This is a genomic window from Sporolactobacillus laevolacticus DSM 442, assembly GCF_000497245.1.
Taxonomy (GTDB): domain Bacteria; phylum Bacillota; class Bacilli; order Bacillales; family Sporolactobacillaceae; genus Sporolactobacillus; species Sporolactobacillus laevolacticus.
In genome coordinates this window covers 133,631-148,341 of record NZ_AWTC01000005.1, presented here as the reverse complement: position 1 = coordinate 148,341, position 14,711 = coordinate 133,631, and the positions used below count along the sequence as shown (strand labels likewise).

Sequence of the window (14,711 nt, the reverse complement as noted above, 5' to 3'; positions counted from 1 at the left end):
AACGTTTTCTTTTGAAAGAGGTCATGGATTGAAAGAATTGGCCATACTAAAAAATCGGATAAACGAATTGATGACATCTTTGGTTCGTCCCAGATCGATTTAATTCACTTTTAATGAATAAAATGTGATAAACTTTACTTGAATTAGACTTGAGAGGAGTTGCACGCATTTCATGAAGGGTATTAAAGCGAACGATCCTGAATTGTTTCAAGCCATTGAAAAAGAATTGGGCAGACAGAGGAATAAAATTGAACTGATTGCATCTGAGAATTTTGTCAGCACAACGGTGCTTGAAGCAGCCGGTTCAGTTCTAACCAATAAATACGCGGAAGGCTATCCGGGACACCGTTATTATGGTGGCTGTGAATTTGTCGATGTTGTTGAAGACCTTGCAAGGGATCGGGCACTCAAACTGTTCGGTGGTGAGCATGTTAATGTTCAGCCTCACTCAGGAGCACAGGCCAATATGGCAGTCTATGAGACCATCCTGAAACCGGGAGATACGGTCCTTGGTATGAGACTTGCGCATGGCGGACACCTGACACATGGCAGTCCGGTAAACTTCAGCGGGCAGCTTTATAACTTCGTTGATTACGGAGTGACTAAAGAAACGCAAACAATTGATTATGATGAAGTGGCCAGCCAGGCTTTACAATATAAACCAAAACTGATCGTTGCTGGTGCAAGTGCATATCCGCGCGTGATTGATTTTAAAAAGTTCCGTGAGATTGCCGATAGCGTCGGCGCCTACTTGATGGTCGATATGGCACACATTGCCGGACTTGTTGCAGCTGGTCTTCATCCAAGCCCTGTGCCTTATGCGGATTTTGTTACAACAACAACGCACAAAACACTGCGCGGACCGCGTGGGGGCATGATCATCTGCAAAGAAGAGTTTGCAAAGAAACTGGATAAAGCAATTTTTCCGGGTATCCAGGGTGGTCCATTGATGCATATCATCGCCGCCAAAGCAGTTGCTCTTGGAGAGGCACTTATGCCGGAATTCAAAGAGTATGCGGCTCAGATCATTGCAAATGCTAAGGCCTTTGCAGAGACTCTGCAAGACGAAGGGCTGACTCTTGTCTCAGGAGGAACGGATAATCACTTGGTTTTGGTTGATGTGCGGAACCTTGGTATTACTGGCAAAAAAGCAGAAGCTGTACTGGACAGCACCGGAATTACGACAAACAAAAACGCAATTCCATTTGATCCGGAAAAACCTTTTGTTACCAGTGGTGTTCGTATGGGAACACCTGCAGTGACAACGAGAGGATTCAAAGAAGAAGATATGAGGGAAGTTGCCTCAATTATTGCCGACGCACTTAAGAATCCTGAGAGTGAAGCAGTTTTGGAAAAAGCGGCAGAACGCGTTAAGACACTGACGGAAAAATATCCGCTTTATGCCAATGGGACAGGCACATTTGCCTGATTATGCACAAGCTTGAAATGGGGAGAATTCATTCTCCCTTATTTATTTGATTCAAGTGGAGAGAATACAAGAAATCTTTTACTATGACGGGGGAAGAACATGGGTAAACTGATCGTATTGAATCACCCGTTGATTCAACACAAGTTGACAATGATTAGAGATTATAAAACAGGAACAAAAGCATTTCGTGAATTAGTGGACGAAGTCGCCACTTTGATGGCCTTTGAAATTACCCGCGACCTTGCTTTGAAAGAAGTTGAAGTTCAAACCCCGGTTGCGAAGGCAAAAGCTTATGAAATTGCCGGGAAAAAGTTAGGCATTGTGCCGATTCTTCGTGCAGGATTGGGCATGGTAAACGGAGTTCTGCAATTGATCCCAGCTGCGAAAGTCGGGCATGTCGGCCTTTATCGTGATCCGGAGACGCTTAAGCCCGTAGAGTATTATGTTAAGCTGCCTGCCGATATCTCAGAACGAGATCTGATCATAGTTGATCCTATGTTGGCAACAGGAGGATCTGCAGCGGCAGCGATTACTTCACTAAAGCAGCGTGGGGGCGTCAACATCAAATTGATGTGCTTGATTGGTGCTCCTGAAGGGGTCAAGGAAGTCCAGAAAGAGCATCCCGATGTGGATATTTATTTAGCTGCGCTTGATGAAAAACTGAATGAACATGGCTACATTGTACCTGGTTTAGGTGATGCCGGCGATCGGCTCTTTGGGACGAAATAACAATCTAATTACCGTTTGGAAGCGTTTGAAATTTTATTTCGCTAATTGACATCCCATGTGAGGATTATTTTCATTGTTGGTGATTTGTCACAATTGTATTGTGCCGATCGTAGTAAAAATGATTAAAATTCTATTTATAAAGATGTACATGACCAACTTTTATGTGGAACATGAATTTAAATTCGCAGTGATTAATATCACATTTTCCTTCTTAATGATTGCATAAAGATAGCGCTTTCGCTAAAATGTAAAAGAACTTTAATTTTTGTGGATGTATCTTAATCATGCATTCTGTAAATATAAAGACTGCGATCAAACAAAATTGCCTTGTGAAAGATTTATGTCCGACTCCAGTTCCAGACATCCGGTTTCGAATGGTTAATCAGTTGAGCTTTTTCTTTTGCCGGAACCCGGCTGAAGACAATTTGTTCTGAGGAGGGCCTTCCATGAAACAAAAAAAAGAGCCCAACGCTTTACAAATAGCGGCAACGGTCAGCGCGATGGGGTTTGAAATCTTCGCGTTTATCATCATTGGTGCGCTCGGCGGAAACTACCTGGATGTGCGATTCGGAACGGGACATTTGTGGTTGCCGATTTGTGCGGTTGCCGGATTTTTTCTAGGGCTATTCAGTTGTTACTATACGCTGAAATCACTAATGAAGGAATGATTAGCGATGAAACCGGTCATGGAATGGTTTTCACGCGTTGTGCTGATTGTTGCAGTTATTTATGTCAGCGTATTTGGATTAATCTGGTTTTTGAGACCGGCGAGAGCGCTGGCCAGCGGCTTTCTCCTCGGCGGATTAATCAGTTTATATAATGTTTTTCATTTATCGTTTCGACTAAGGATAGCCGGACTTCGGGTTCAATCAGGTACTCGCAAATTGGCGGGGCTACATATGACCGTCCGTGTCCTGACAATCGTTTTTGGAGCATTGATGGTTTATCGATTTCCAACCTGGATTGATTATCGAACCTTCGTGCTGTCTCTATTGTTTGGCTATCTGTTGCTTGTGACGGTGATGAGTTATTATTACTTAAGAGGCAATGGCACGACTTCTTCAGATGAAGGGGGGGAGATTCATGGATCTGACTCCGAAAGTGAAATTTCTCGGACTGACATTTGATGTCACGTTGATGATTGGATCAGTGATTTCCGCATTAATTGTCATGCTCATTGTGTTTCTGCTGAGCCGCCGCCTGACCGTACGGCCTAATGGTCGTCAAAATGTGATGGAATACATCATTGACTTTGTCAGCGGCATTACTGGAATGATGCTTGAGAAGAAAGAGTCGGCGAGATATTTGAGCTTTGCACTGACAACCTTTCTTTTCATTCTGGTGGCCAATTTGCTTGGTGTTGTCGTCATGGTAACGGCGACCGCGCATGGCCCAATTCCATCGCTTGGCATTAGTGCGGCTGACTTGAAACTGACAGACTCAGTCAGCTGGTTCAAATCACCGACGTCAGATATTAACGTAACAGTGGCAATGGCCGGTGCAATTTTTCTTTATTCACATTTTGCAGGCATTGCCAAAAGTCCGCTCGGTTATCTGCACCATTACGTGAAGCCTTTCTGGTGGATGCTTCCGATTCACATTATTGACGAAGTATCGAAACCTGCAACGCACGCGTTGCGACTTTGGGCGAATATTTTCGCCGGTGAAGTCTTAATTTTGATTCTTCGCGAAGGCACATTTTATTTCACTGGGATTCCGCTCTTTGCCTGGATGGGCTTTTCAGTGTTCGTCGGATGTATCCAGGCGTACATTTTCACAGTGCTGGCAATGGTGTATATCGCTCAAAAGGTGGGAGAAGAATGATAATTAAGAATTCTATCTTCCCACTGCGGGCGAAGGTTAAAAACATAGACAAACTAGGAGGAATCTTGTTATGAGTTTAGCAGTTCTAGCTGGTGGTATCATGATCGCATTTGGTGCGCTTGCAGCAGGTATTGGCAACGGTGTGCTTTTCAGCCGTTACTTGGAAGGTATCGCCCGTCAGCCTGAAGCGCAGGGTACTCTGTTCGGACAATCAATGATCGCACTTGGTCTTGTTGAAGCATTACCAGTCATTTCAATCGCTTTCGGTATTCTGGTACTCTTCGGTATTATCTGATCCGCCAGACATGTATTAGAATTACTGGTGCTCTTTTTTTACGACCGGAATGAGCGAGAAAATCTGAAGATTGAAAGGAGTGGCAAGAGCTGTGCTGTCATTTTCTTTAGGAAATATCATTTTCCAATTAGTCGTCATGATCTTGTTGATGATTTTCGTCACGATTATTGGCGTACGACCGGTCGTCTCGGTTATGGAAAAGCGTAAAAAATATATCAACAATCAGATTGACGGAGCGGAAAAAAACCGCCAGGATGCAGAAGCTTACTTAGCAGAGCAGAAAGCGGAAGTTGAACGTATTCGTGAAGAAGCTCACGGCATTATTGAACAGGCGAAAAGCCAGGCAAATGCTGAAGCGAAAAGCATTATTGAAGCGGCGAAAAACCGTTCTGATCTGTTGATTAAAGATGCGAATGAAGAAATCAGCCTTGAAAAAGAAAAGGCGATTGCCGCGATCCGCGATGAAGTCGCTGACCTGTCGGTTCTGCTCGCGTCTAAAGTGCTTGAGAAGGAAATTAATCCAAAAGATTATTCAACAGAGATTGACCAGTTAATAAAGCAGGTGGGGAATCAGCGATGAGCGAAATCGTAGCGAACCGTTATGCTAAGGCGCTTTTCGAAGTTGCAGAAGAGCGCGATGCCATTGATGCGATCGAATCTCAACTGCACACCGTAGCCGAAGGTCTTGCTGAGAACGAAGATCTTCGTCGGGTACTGATGCATCCTCAGGTCAGCAGTGATAACAAAAAAGAGCTTTTGAATAAACTGTTTGAACATCAGGCAGGTCTTGAAGTTCTGAATCTGCTGAGACTGCTCATCGACCGCAAACGCGAAGCCATAATCGATGAAGTGCTTGAAGCCTACACACACATGGCAAATGAGAAACGTGGCATTCTTGACGTCACCGTAACGACTGCCGTAGCTCTGGAAGAACAAGAAGAACAAGATCTTGCGCAGCGGCTCGGTAAGGCGCTTGGAAAGCAGTTAAGTATCCACGTTAAAGTTGACAAGGCAATCATCGGAGGCATCCTGCTGCGCATTGGTGACCGTCTTTATGACGGAACAATTGCCGGCAAACTGGCAGGCTTCAAACAGGAGATTAAAGTAGGGAGACAGGGGTGAAAATATCGTGAGCATTAAAGCGGAAGAAATCAGCTCATTAATCAAACAGCAGATTGAGAATTATCAATCAACCGTTGAAGTGAGCGAAGTCGGCACTGTCATCACTGTCGGCGACGGAATCGCCCGCGTCCACGGCCTTGACAGTGTTATGTCGGGCGAGCTTGTCGAATTTTCCAACGGCGTCCTGGGTATGGCCCAAAACCTTGAAGAGGACAACGTCGGTATCGTCATTCTCGGCCCTTTTACAGATATTCATGAAGGAGACCCGGTAAAACGTACAGGACGAATTATGCAGGTTCCTGTCGGCGAAGCATTGCTCGGCCGGGTTGTCAATCCTCTAGGGCAGCCTATTGACGGCAAAGGCCCAATTGTTACGGATAAATCGCGACCGGTTGAAAAAAAGGCTCCGGGTGTTATGGAGCGTAAGTCGGTATTCGAACCGATGCAAACTGGTATTAAAGCTATTGATGCGATGATTCCGATTGGCCGTGGCCAGCGTGAATTAATTATCGGTGACCGCCAGACTGGTAAGACCGCGATCGCAATTGACACGATCATTAACCAAAAAGATCAAGACGTTATTAGTATCTACGTCGCTATCGGTCAAAAAGAGTCAACGGTTGCCGGTGTTGTAAACACATTGAAAGAATATGGCTGTATGGATAACACCATCGTAGTCTCTGCCGGAGCTTCTGAACCTGCTCCATTGCTTTACCTGGCCCCTTATGCCGGTGTAACAATGGGCGAAGAGTTCATGTATAATGGCAAGCACGTTTTGATCATCTATGATGATTTGTCCAAGCAGGCGGCGGCATACCGTGAACTTTCCTTGCTGCTTCGCCGTCCGCCGGGCCGTGAAGCATTCCCGGGCGACGTTTTCTACCTGCACTCAAGACTGCTGGAACGTGCAGCGAAACTGAGTGATGAATTAGGCGGCGGTTCGATTACTGCGCTGCCGATTATTGAAACGCAGGCCGGGGATATTTCAGCCTACATTCCAACGAACGTTATTTCGATCACAGACGGACAGATTTTCCTTGAATCCAATCTCTTCTACTCAGGTATCCGCCCGGCCGTTGACGCCGGAACATCCGTATCCCGTGTCGGTGGTGCTGCGCAGATCAAAGCGATGAAGAAGGTTGCAGGAACGCTGAAACTCGACTTGGCTTCTTACCGAGAACTGGAAGCATTCTCGCAATTTGGTTCGGATCTTGATAAAGCTACAAAAGCGAAACTTGATCGTGGTGCTCGTACCGTTGAAATCTTGAAACAGGACCTGCACAAGCCATATCCTGTTGAAAAGCAAGTAGCCGTACTCTATGCGCTGACCAAGGGATATATTGATGACGTGGCAATTTCCGATGTTAAACGCTTTGAAAAAGAACTGCTGGCATATCTTGAACAGAATGACAGCGGAATTCTTGAAAGCATTCGCAACACGAAACAGCTGCCGGACGACAAAGCTTTTGCTGAAGCCATTACCGCTTTCAAAAAGACTTTTGTTCCTTCAAAAGCTGAATAAGCGATAGTTCAGCATTTAATGAAAAGGCTATGTTAAAGCTCAATGTTGATTGGAGCGGAAGGTGCGAGACTCCTGCGGGATTGCCTCTGTTGATGCGAACCGGGCGAGACCCCGCAGCGAAGTATTGAGCGAGGAGGCTCGCGGATCGCCCGCGGAAAGCGAGCACATGGAGCGAAAATCAACAGGCAAGTTTACAAAGTCAAAAAAGCAATCCGATGTTTTGGCATCGGAAGAACGCGTATTCTTCTGAAGATTGGCCCGATGAATAATTATGGCTTGTCCATAATCAAGTTCAAACGGCTTTCAAGGGTGGTGAACGAACATGCCTTCAATGCGTGATATTAAGGAAAAAATCGCGTCAACGAAACAGATGCGCAAAATTACCAAAGCAATGCAAATGGTGGCGGCAGCAAAGCTGAATCGCGCGCAGGCAACAGCGCAGGACTACTCAGCCTACGCAGATAAGTTGCGCGAGGTCGTGGCAAGTATCGCGAGCACCGCGTCAAAGGGGAGCAACAGCAAGCATCCAATGCTGGCTACCAGGCCCGTGAAAAAGACAGCTTATTTGGTCATTACGGAGAATCGTGGATTAGCCGGCGCCTATGACAGCACGGTGCTGAAATACACTCAGAACCTGATTCGTGAAAAGCATCAGTCACAGGATGAGTATTTGATCATTGTTACAGGAAAAGTCGGGCTGAATTACTTTGAAAAGCGCGGCTATCCCGTAGCTTTCAGCAAAACTGATATTTCCGATGATTTCTCATTCGATGATGTTTTGGCTTTTGCCAAGCAGACGATTACATTGTTTGATACCAAGCAAATTGATGAATTGCATCTGATTTATAATCACTTTGTTAATGCGATCTCACAAACCTTGGTTGACAAGCAGCTGCTTCCGTTGAAGGATCTTGAAAGCAAGCCGACGGAAAAAGTGAACTATGCGTATGAACCTGATGAAGATGAAGTACTGGAAAGCCTGCTTCCTCTATATGCAGAGGGGCAGATTTACGGTGCTCTACTTGATGCAAAAGCTGCTGAACAGGCTGCCCGCATGACAGCGATGAGGAGCGCTTCAGATAACGCAAGCGACATCATCGATCACTTGTCTCTGTCTTATAACCGCGCCCGTCAGGCCGCAATTACACAGGAAATTACTGAGATTGTTGGCGGTGCCGCCGCTCTCGAATAAATGACTGTAAGAAAAAGCTGATAGAGCCTGTTCAAAAAGGTTATTTTTGAACGTTCTCAGATAGGAGGTAGTTTAATGAACAAAGGGTATGTAACTCAGGTTCTGGGCGCTGTTGTCGATGTTAAATTTGAACGCGGCAATCTCCCTGAAATATACAACGCTCTGACCGTAAATTATAAAGCTCAGTCCTCCAATGAAGCGGACATTCATCTGACGCTTGAGGTCGCACTTCACCTCGGCGACGATTCCGTACGAACAATCGCCATGGACTCAACGGACGGACTTGTTCGAGGCATGGAAACAATCGATACCGGTGCACCTATTTCAGTACCAGTTGGTGACGCTACACTAGGACGCGTTTTTAACGTCCTTGGTGAAGCAATCGATGGAAAACCAGTGGATTCTGAAGTTGAGAAGCACGCAATTCACAGAGATCCGCCAAAATTCGCAGAACTATCTACGAAAACTGAAGTTCTTGAAACAGGTATTAAAGTTATTGATTTGCTGACCCCATATATTAAGGGTGGTAAGATCGGCCTGTTTGGCGGTGCCGGTGTAGGTAAAACCGTCTTGATTCAGGAACTGATTCATAATATAGCCGAAGAACACGGCGGTGTGTCTGTATTCGCAGGCGTTGGTGAACGGACTCGTGAAGGTAATGACTTGTATTTCGAAATGACTGATTCTGGTGTTATTAAGAAAACGGCGATGGTGTTCGGCCAAATGAACGAGCCGCCGGGTGCCCGTATGCGCGTGGCTCTTTCCGGTTTGACAATGGCTGAATATTTCCGTGATGTGGATGGCCAGGACGTATTGTTGTTCATCGACAACATTTTCCGTTTCACTCAAGCAGGTTCTGAAGTGTCAGCCCTACTCGGCCGTCTCCCGTCAGCCGTTGGTTATCAGCCGACGCTGGCTACAGAAATGGGCCGTCTGCAGGAACGGATTACATCGACGAAAAAGGGATCTGTTACATCAATTCAGGCTGTATATGTGCCTGCCGATGACTATACCGACCCGGCTCCGGCAACGACGTTCTCTCACTTGGACGCAACAACCAACCTGGAACGTTCGCTGACACAGATTGGTATTTATCCTGCCGTTGATCCGCTCGCCTCTACATCGCGTGCTCTCTCTCCGGATATTGTCGGAGAAGAACATTATGAAGTAGCTGAGCGTGTTCAGATGACTTTGCAGAAATATCGTGAATTGCAGGATATTATCGCAATCCTCGGTATGGATGAACTTTCCGACGAAGACAAGCTGACCGTTAGCCGCGCACGTCGCATTCAGTTCTTCCTTGGCCAGAACTTCCACGTTGCTGAACAATTTACTGGTGTTCCTGGATCGTATGTTTCTGTTGAGGATACAATTAAAGGGTTTAAGGGTATCCTTGACGGCAAATACGATGATGTTCCAGAAGAAGCGTTCCGAAACACAGGAACGATTGATGACGTTCTGGAAAGAGCAAAGCAACTGGTTTGATGAGCGGATCAACAATGACTGCTCAGACCAAATGAAGGGGGCTGGCTGATGAGTACGGTGCATACGGATATCGTCACACCCGCGGGCAAAGTGTACGAAGGAGACGTTCACATGGTATGTGTGCGTTCCAAAAGCGGTGAGTTAGGGATTTTGCCGCATCACATGCCGATTGTCGCTCCGCTCGAGATCGCTCTCGTCCGCCTGAAGCATGAAGACGAAAAAATTGTCGATTACGTTGCCGTTCATGGCGGATTTATTCAGGTAGGACGCGAAAACATTACGATTTTATCTGAAGCTGCTGAACCGAAGTCTTCTATTGATGTTGAACGTGCTAAAAAGGCAAATGCTGAAGCTAAAAGTCAACTCAACACACTTCACGCAACCTCCGAAGGGTATGCCGAAGCCTTGCTGAAGCTGAAACGCTCTGAACTTCGTCTATCAACTGCAGCAATCGATGATACAATTCCAGAAGCATAATTATAATTAACTTTTACAAAAAAAGATCTTTCCAAACCAATGGAAGGATCTTTTTTTCATAAGCAAGAGTATAATTTTTGAATGGGCTCAAAATTCCTATCAGCGGCGAAAAGCTTGGAAAAAACTCTGATCAAGCACGAAAGTGCGAGACTCCTGCGGGAATCGCGAGACAAGTGAGACCCCGCAGATTACTGTTTGTTTGAGGAGGCTCACGGATCGCCCGCGGAAAGCGAGCAACTGGAGTGTGATCAGGCACGGATTGACGTTCAAAAGTCGGCACTCATGCGTATATCCAAGGGATTGCCTGGTTTTTCTAAAAAAATCAGTCATAAAATGTTTCTAGATACTTGTTCAAAACTTGTTCAGATTTATTCAGTATAATTTTTAAAAGTATCAATAAATAAGGCATAGGTATTAAAATAATTCTCATTTTCGCTTATTTTTGGAAAAAAATAATATCGGGAAAAGTGTGGTTATTTTATACGATCCGCGCTAAAATGGTTTCATAAACTAAATATTATCATTTAATTAAAAAAAGATTACAATTACATGACAAACAAGGAGATGGATGCATAGTCTCTTTTTCTCAAGCGAAGAATGTTTTGTGCATAAAAATTCGTACGGAAACAGAGAGCGGCATTACATAAATGAACAGGTGCTTGAACATCGAAAGTCCCTGATGTACTTGTTCAAATAATTTCACAGGCGGTGGCTTGATTGATCAGCAATTCAGGTCTTCAGGCAATGATCAGCATATTGTTTCATCTTTTCTTTCTTGCTTTGACGTGGTGGGCGTTGCAAAGTTTGAAATTAGATGCAGCGATTCGCAATCCGAAAAGTTTGCAGGCCAGAATTTTATATGTTCTATTGGCTATTGCCATTAGTTATCCGGTGGCAAAATTTTTTCTTGATTACGTTATCTGGTCATTGATGTTGCCACAAATTTATAATTGACGTTTTGGCGATGCAATTTTGCGATGAATACGTCAGTTTTTGACGAAAAGTTCCTCGTATGGCTTCCTCTACCTTCAGGCAATACTGAATAAGGGAGAGGGGCGTACGTTAATGATTCGGAAATTATTTCTAATAATGATCTTATTGTTTTGTTCTCTATTGTTTACGTCAAATTTTCAAGAACGTGCTGTGGCTGAGCAGACGAAAAATCATGTTGATGAGCTTAACCGTATCGCACTTTTTGCACATGTTCTCGAAAAACAAAAGGCTAAAGTAGAAAAATGGACGCTTTATGCGCGGGAAACCCAATCATCTGTCGTAACAAAAAAGCAATTTGTCCGTGAAGCAGCAATTCAAAGAGCGAAGCTGGATGAATACAAATGGCTTGCACTTAAACCTAATGAAGGTTCGATTGGATGGGAAGGCGTTAAAAATACTCCTGAGCATATTCAAATGAGAGTAACATACACTGCTTATCCACAGGGGAAATATTACCAGGCAGTCATACTTTATCGGGTTGTTGGCGAATCTTTTAATCAGGTTAAATGGACGCAGCAAAAAAAAGATATTAATGCGGAATTAAAAAGAATTTTCCATGGGCAAGAGCACATCTACACTTGTGTAAGAGCGGATCGCAGTGCTAAAATGAAAATTGGCTTAATTAAAGAGGGAAAACGGTATATTAAGCTTTTCTCAGGCGCTCCTATTGAACGACTGCAAGAAAAAACCTTTGTATCGATTTCCGCATACACTAAGATATGGAACAATGCCATTTATACTGGGAACAAAAAAATGAACATTCAGGCAGCCTTGAGAAATGATGGAGACCGGACCATTATTGTCCTTGGCTCACCGATCATCACGGTGGAATATTAAAATGGGAATGAAATTATTTCTTGTTTTGCTCCCCGTTATGGTTCGATACAGTAAAATACGCGGCACGGAAGAATGTTCCGGATCGAGCGAAGAGATAAATGGACGCGGAGGGGAAAAGTTTGGAAAAAATTATCGTTCATGGAGGGAAACGGCTTTCGGGCTCTGTGAAAATTGAAGGCGCAAAGAACGCTGTTCTTCCTGTCATTGCCGCATCGATGCTTGCCTCTGAAGGCACAAGCAAAATATATAATGTACCGGAATTGGCAGATGTATACACGATTAATGAAGTTTTGCGCTATTTGAATACGTCGGTGAATTACGAAAACAAGACAATCATGGTTAACGCAATGGCGGAATTATTTACTGAAGCGCCATTTGAATATGTTCGAAAAATGCGTGCTTCTTTTTTGGTTATGGGGCCATTATTGGCTCGGGTAGGTCATGCAAAGATTGCTTTACCTGGAGGATGTGCAATTGGCTCCAGGCCGATTGATCAACATCTCAAAGGTTTTGAAGCGATGGGCGCACAGGTAACAATCGGAAACGGTTCGATTGAAGCCAGCGTAAATGGAAAACTTAAGGGCACAGTTATTTACTTGGACTTTCCAAGTGTTGGCGCGACAGAAAATATCATCATGGCGGCATCACTTGCAGAAGGAGAAACCGTTCTTGAAAACGCAGCCTGTGAACCGGAGATTGTCAATCTGGCGCAATACCTCAATGCAATGGGTGCAAAAATCAATGGGGCGGGTTCCGGCAGAATTACGATTGAAGGCGTTGAAAAACTGCATGGTGCAGAACACGCAATTCTTCCTGATCGTATTGAAGCAGGCACATACATGATCGCTGCTGCCATCACAGGTGGCAATGTACTCATTGAGGACGCCGATATTGAAGATCTTCGTCCGTTAATTGCCAAATTGCGCGAGATGGGCATTACCGTTGAGGAAGAAGAGGCTGGCATACGTGTTATTGGCAGTGATTTCATTCAGGCAACTGATGTGAAAACCATGCCACATCCTGGCTTCCCAACGGATCTTCAGGCACAAATGATGGCTTTGCTTTTAAAAGCGAAAGGCACATCTGTTATTACCGAAACGGTATTTGAAAATCGCTTTATGCATGTTGAAGAATTCCGAAGAATGAATGCCACCATTAAAATTGATGGTCGTTCTGCCGTAATTAGTGGTCCGTGCGATCTTCAGGGTGCCGAAGTTGCGGCGACTGATCTTCGTGCCGGAGCGGCACTTGTAATTGCCGGTCTTGTGGCAAAGGGCTATACAAAGGTGAGCAGACTTCATCACATTGACCGTGGCTATGTTGATTTAGCCGGAAAATTACGTGCGCTTGGCGCAGACATTGAACGTGTGCGTATTAATGAAGCTGAGCAACCGGTTGCTGCTACCGAAGAGGTCCGGACACAGCTTGGAATCAATCCAAAATTTGCTTAATTTTGAGGTACTCTTACCTCTCTATTTTACCGCCTGACCATTTTGGTCGGGTTTTTATTTTTATAAAGCTGTGCTTACAGAAATAAAAAGTTGATCCTTAAACAAAAAATGCTTTTCGAGTTTGCAATCTTCAGAAAAATAAAAGCGATCAGAGGTATCCAAACAGGATTATATGCTCTTTGTTGCGAATAATGCATCCATAGCTTGTTCTATTTCATTCAGGGGATGCATAATTTTTAACATATCATTCTCCTGGAGGCAAAAACCATATGAAGAAAGCCGCTGTGCTCATCTTCCTCTTCGCGCTTGTTATTATTATTATCCCCGCAGTGGTTGTTATTCCGTTCACGCAAAAGGCTGCTCAGGAACAACCGCAGAAAAAAGTAAGTCAGACACAGAATAGTGCGGCACGACATGCGTTGATTTCCGTTACTGTCTATCGATCGACTGAAAAACGGACCGATCAGGTGGCGCTTAACGACTATCTGATCGGGGTAGTCGGTTCAGAAATGCCAGCCAAATTTCGAATTGAGGCGCTGAAAGCTCAAGCAATAGCGGCCCGTACTTATATTATGGCACGAATTATTGAAAATCCAAATGTCCGTGTCACAGATACCGTCCAAAATCAAGTCTATCATAGTCCAGAAGAGTTTAAAAAAATCTGGGGCAAAGACTATGGGTGGAAAATGAAAAAGGTAAAACAGGCGGTCGCAGAGACAAATAATCAAGTGGTCACTTATGGTGGCAAGCTGATTTCACCTGTGTTTTTTTCAACAAGCAACGGACAGACCGAGAACGCGAAGGATTATTGGACGACAGATGTTCCTTATCTCAAATCGGTGTCCAGCCCTTGGGATAAACTCTCACCAAAATACAAAATTGAGAAAACACTACGCGCAGCCGACGTTGAGCAGGCACTTGGTGTCAGTATTGGAAGCAACAAAGGTAGTTTAGGAAAAGTGATCCGAAAGACCGCAACGGATCATGTTGCGCTTTACGAACTTGGCGGAAAGCAATTTACTGGCAGACAGATACGTGAAAAATTAAATTTAAGTTCGACCGATTTCCAGCTCACCCAGAACGGAGATACAATAAAGGCTTTAACATTGGGGAGCGGCCATGACGTCGGCCTGAGCCAATATGGAGCTGAAGGAATGGCTCGTGAAGGAAAGAGTGCTAAGCAGATTATCACTTATTTTTACCAAGGAACGCAGATCAGCAAAATGACCGTCAAAAAACAAGGAGCAATTGCTAAAAAATGACAGCATGACTTATTGCGAGAAGTGTTTAACTATCTTTTCTAAGTTTGAAATTATTACTTTTCAGTATGGTGTCCAAAATTGGGCACTTTTTTT

16 protein-coding genes are annotated in these 14,711 nt (G+C 44.5%); all 16 read left to right on the top strand.

The features are described from left to right. Positions 1-172 precede the first annotated feature (172 nt). The 16 genes from P343_RS26005 to spoIID all read left to right on the top strand — a co-directional run bounded on the left by P343_RS26005 (position 173) and on the right by spoIID (position 14,618). A complete protein-coding gene (locus P343_RS26005) occupies positions 173-1,429 on the top strand; it encodes a serine hydroxymethyltransferase (protein WP_023509701.1) in 1,257 nt (418 codons plus the stop codon). A 99-nt stretch (positions 1,430-1,528) separates the two neighbouring features. Next, the gene (gene upp, locus P343_RS26000; RefSeq protein WP_023509700.1) at positions 1,529-2,158 is read left to right on the top strand and encodes a uracil phosphoribosyltransferase; all 630 of its coding nucleotides are present in this window, start codon (positions 1,529-1,531) and stop codon (positions 2,156-2,158) included. 446 nt (positions 2,159-2,604) lie between these two features. After that, positions 2,605-2,826, top strand: a complete 222-nt coding sequence (locus P343_RS25995) for an AtpZ/AtpI family protein (RefSeq protein ID WP_023509699.1) — start codon at positions 2,605-2,607, stop codon at positions 2,824-2,826. 6 nt (positions 2,827-2,832) lie between these two features. Next, entirely contained in the window at positions 2,833-3,285 is a 453-nt protein-coding gene (locus P343_RS25990) for an ATP synthase subunit I (RefSeq protein ID WP_023509698.1), read from the top strand. Beyond that, positions 3,242-3,982 (top strand): F0F1 ATP synthase subunit A, encoded by a 741-nt coding sequence (gene atpB / locus P343_RS25985; RefSeq protein ID WP_023509697.1) that lies wholly within the window; start codon positions 3,242-3,244, stop codon positions 3,980-3,982. The genes P343_RS25990 and atpB overlap by 44 nt, the downstream gene beginning before the upstream one ends. A gap of 70 nt (positions 3,983-4,052) precedes the next feature. Further along, the gene (gene atpE / locus P343_RS25980) at positions 4,053-4,277 is read left to right on the top strand and encodes a F0F1 ATP synthase subunit C (protein ID WP_023509696.1); all 225 of its coding nucleotides are present in this window, start codon (positions 4,053-4,055) and stop codon (positions 4,275-4,277) included. Between the two features lie 91 nt (positions 4,278-4,368). Continuing rightward, positions 4,369-4,857 (top strand): F0F1 ATP synthase subunit B, encoded by a 489-nt coding sequence (gene atpF / locus P343_RS25975; RefSeq protein ID WP_023509695.1) that lies wholly within the window; start codon positions 4,369-4,371, stop codon positions 4,855-4,857. Beyond that, the gene (locus P343_RS25970; protein WP_023509694.1) at positions 4,854-5,399 is read left to right on the top strand and encodes a F0F1 ATP synthase subunit delta; all 546 of its coding nucleotides are present in this window, start codon (positions 4,854-4,856) and stop codon (positions 5,397-5,399) included. Before atpF ends, P343_RS25970 begins: the two co-directional genes overlap by 4 nt. Positions 5,400-5,406: 7 nt before the next feature. Continuing rightward, positions 5,407-6,921: a F0F1 ATP synthase subunit alpha gene (gene atpA, locus P343_RS25965; RefSeq protein ID WP_023509693.1), complete on the top strand. Its 1,515-nt coding sequence runs from the start codon at positions 5,407-5,409 to the stop codon at positions 6,919-6,921. Between the two features lie 322 nt (positions 6,922-7,243). Beyond that, positions 7,244-8,113 carry an ATP synthase F1 subunit gamma gene (gene atpG, locus P343_RS25955; protein ID WP_023509691.1) on the top strand — a complete coding sequence of 290 codons (870 nt, stop codon included), beginning with the start codon at positions 7,244-7,246 and terminating at the stop codon, positions 8,111-8,113. 75 nt (positions 8,114-8,188) lie between these two features. Next, positions 8,189-9,598, top strand: a complete 1,410-nt coding sequence (gene atpD / locus P343_RS25950) for a F0F1 ATP synthase subunit beta (protein ID WP_023509690.1) — start codon at positions 8,189-8,191, stop codon at positions 9,596-9,598. Positions 9,599-9,646: 48 nt separating this feature from the next. After that, positions 9,647-10,075: an ATP synthase F1 subunit epsilon gene (atpC, locus tag P343_RS25945; RefSeq protein WP_023509689.1), complete on the top strand. Its 429-nt coding sequence runs from the start codon at positions 9,647-9,649 to the stop codon at positions 10,073-10,075. 717 nt (positions 10,076-10,792) lie between these two features. After that, positions 10,793-11,029: a DUF1146 family protein gene (locus tag P343_RS25940; RefSeq protein ID WP_023509688.1), complete on the top strand. Its 237-nt coding sequence runs from the start codon at positions 10,793-10,795 to the stop codon at positions 11,027-11,029. 111 nt (positions 11,030-11,140) lie between these two features. Further along, the gene (locus P343_RS25935) at positions 11,141-11,905 is read left to right on the top strand and encodes a YwmB family TATA-box binding protein (protein WP_023509687.1); all 765 of its coding nucleotides are present in this window, start codon (positions 11,141-11,143) and stop codon (positions 11,903-11,905) included. Positions 11,906-12,024: 119 nt separating this feature from the next. Beyond that, positions 12,025-13,356, top strand: a complete 1,332-nt coding sequence (gene murA, locus P343_RS25930; protein WP_023509686.1) for a UDP-N-acetylglucosamine 1-carboxyvinyltransferase — start codon at positions 12,025-12,027, stop codon at positions 13,354-13,356. Between the two features lie 269 nt (positions 13,357-13,625). Beyond that, on the top strand, positions 13,626-14,618 hold the full coding sequence (spoIID, locus tag P343_RS25925; RefSeq protein WP_023509685.1) for a stage II sporulation protein D: 993 nt from the start codon (positions 13,626-13,628) through the stop codon (positions 14,616-14,618). Positions 14,619-14,711: the final 93 nt, after the last annotated feature.

Coding starts and splice junctions, on each gene's coding strand:
- atpD (WP_023509690.1), top strand. CDS start 8,189: ATGAACAAAGGGTATGTAACTCAGGTTCTGGGCGCTGTTGTCGATGTT.
- P343_RS25995 (WP_023509699.1), top strand. CDS start 2,605: ATGAAACAAAAAAAAGAGCCCAACGCTTTACAAATAGCGGCAACGGTC.
- P343_RS25935 (WP_023509687.1), top strand. CDS start 11,141: ATGATTCGGAAATTATTTCTAATAATGATCTTATTGTTTTGTTCTCTA.
- upp (WP_023509700.1), top strand. CDS start 1,529: ATGGGTAAACTGATCGTATTGAATCACCCGTTGATTCAACACAAGTTG.
- P343_RS25990 (WP_023509698.1), top strand. CDS start 2,833: ATGAAACCGGTCATGGAATGGTTTTCACGCGTTGTGCTGATTGTTGCA.
- P343_RS25970 (WP_023509694.1), top strand. CDS start 4,854: ATGAGCGAAATCGTAGCGAACCGTTATGCTAAGGCGCTTTTCGAAGTT.
- P343_RS26005 (WP_023509701.1), top strand. CDS start 173: ATGAAGGGTATTAAAGCGAACGATCCTGAATTGTTTCAAGCCATTGAA.
- atpC (WP_023509689.1), top strand. CDS start 9,647: ATGAGTACGGTGCATACGGATATCGTCACACCCGCGGGCAAAGTGTAC.
- atpE (WP_023509696.1), top strand. CDS start 4,053: ATGAGTTTAGCAGTTCTAGCTGGTGGTATCATGATCGCATTTGGTGCG.
- atpB (WP_023509697.1), top strand. CDS start 3,242: ATGGATCTGACTCCGAAAGTGAAATTTCTCGGACTGACATTTGATGTC.
- atpG (WP_023509691.1), top strand. CDS start 7,244: ATGCCTTCAATGCGTGATATTAAGGAAAAAATCGCGTCAACGAAACAG.
- spoIID (WP_023509685.1), top strand. CDS start 13,626: ATGAAGAAAGCCGCTGTGCTCATCTTCCTCTTCGCGCTTGTTATTATT.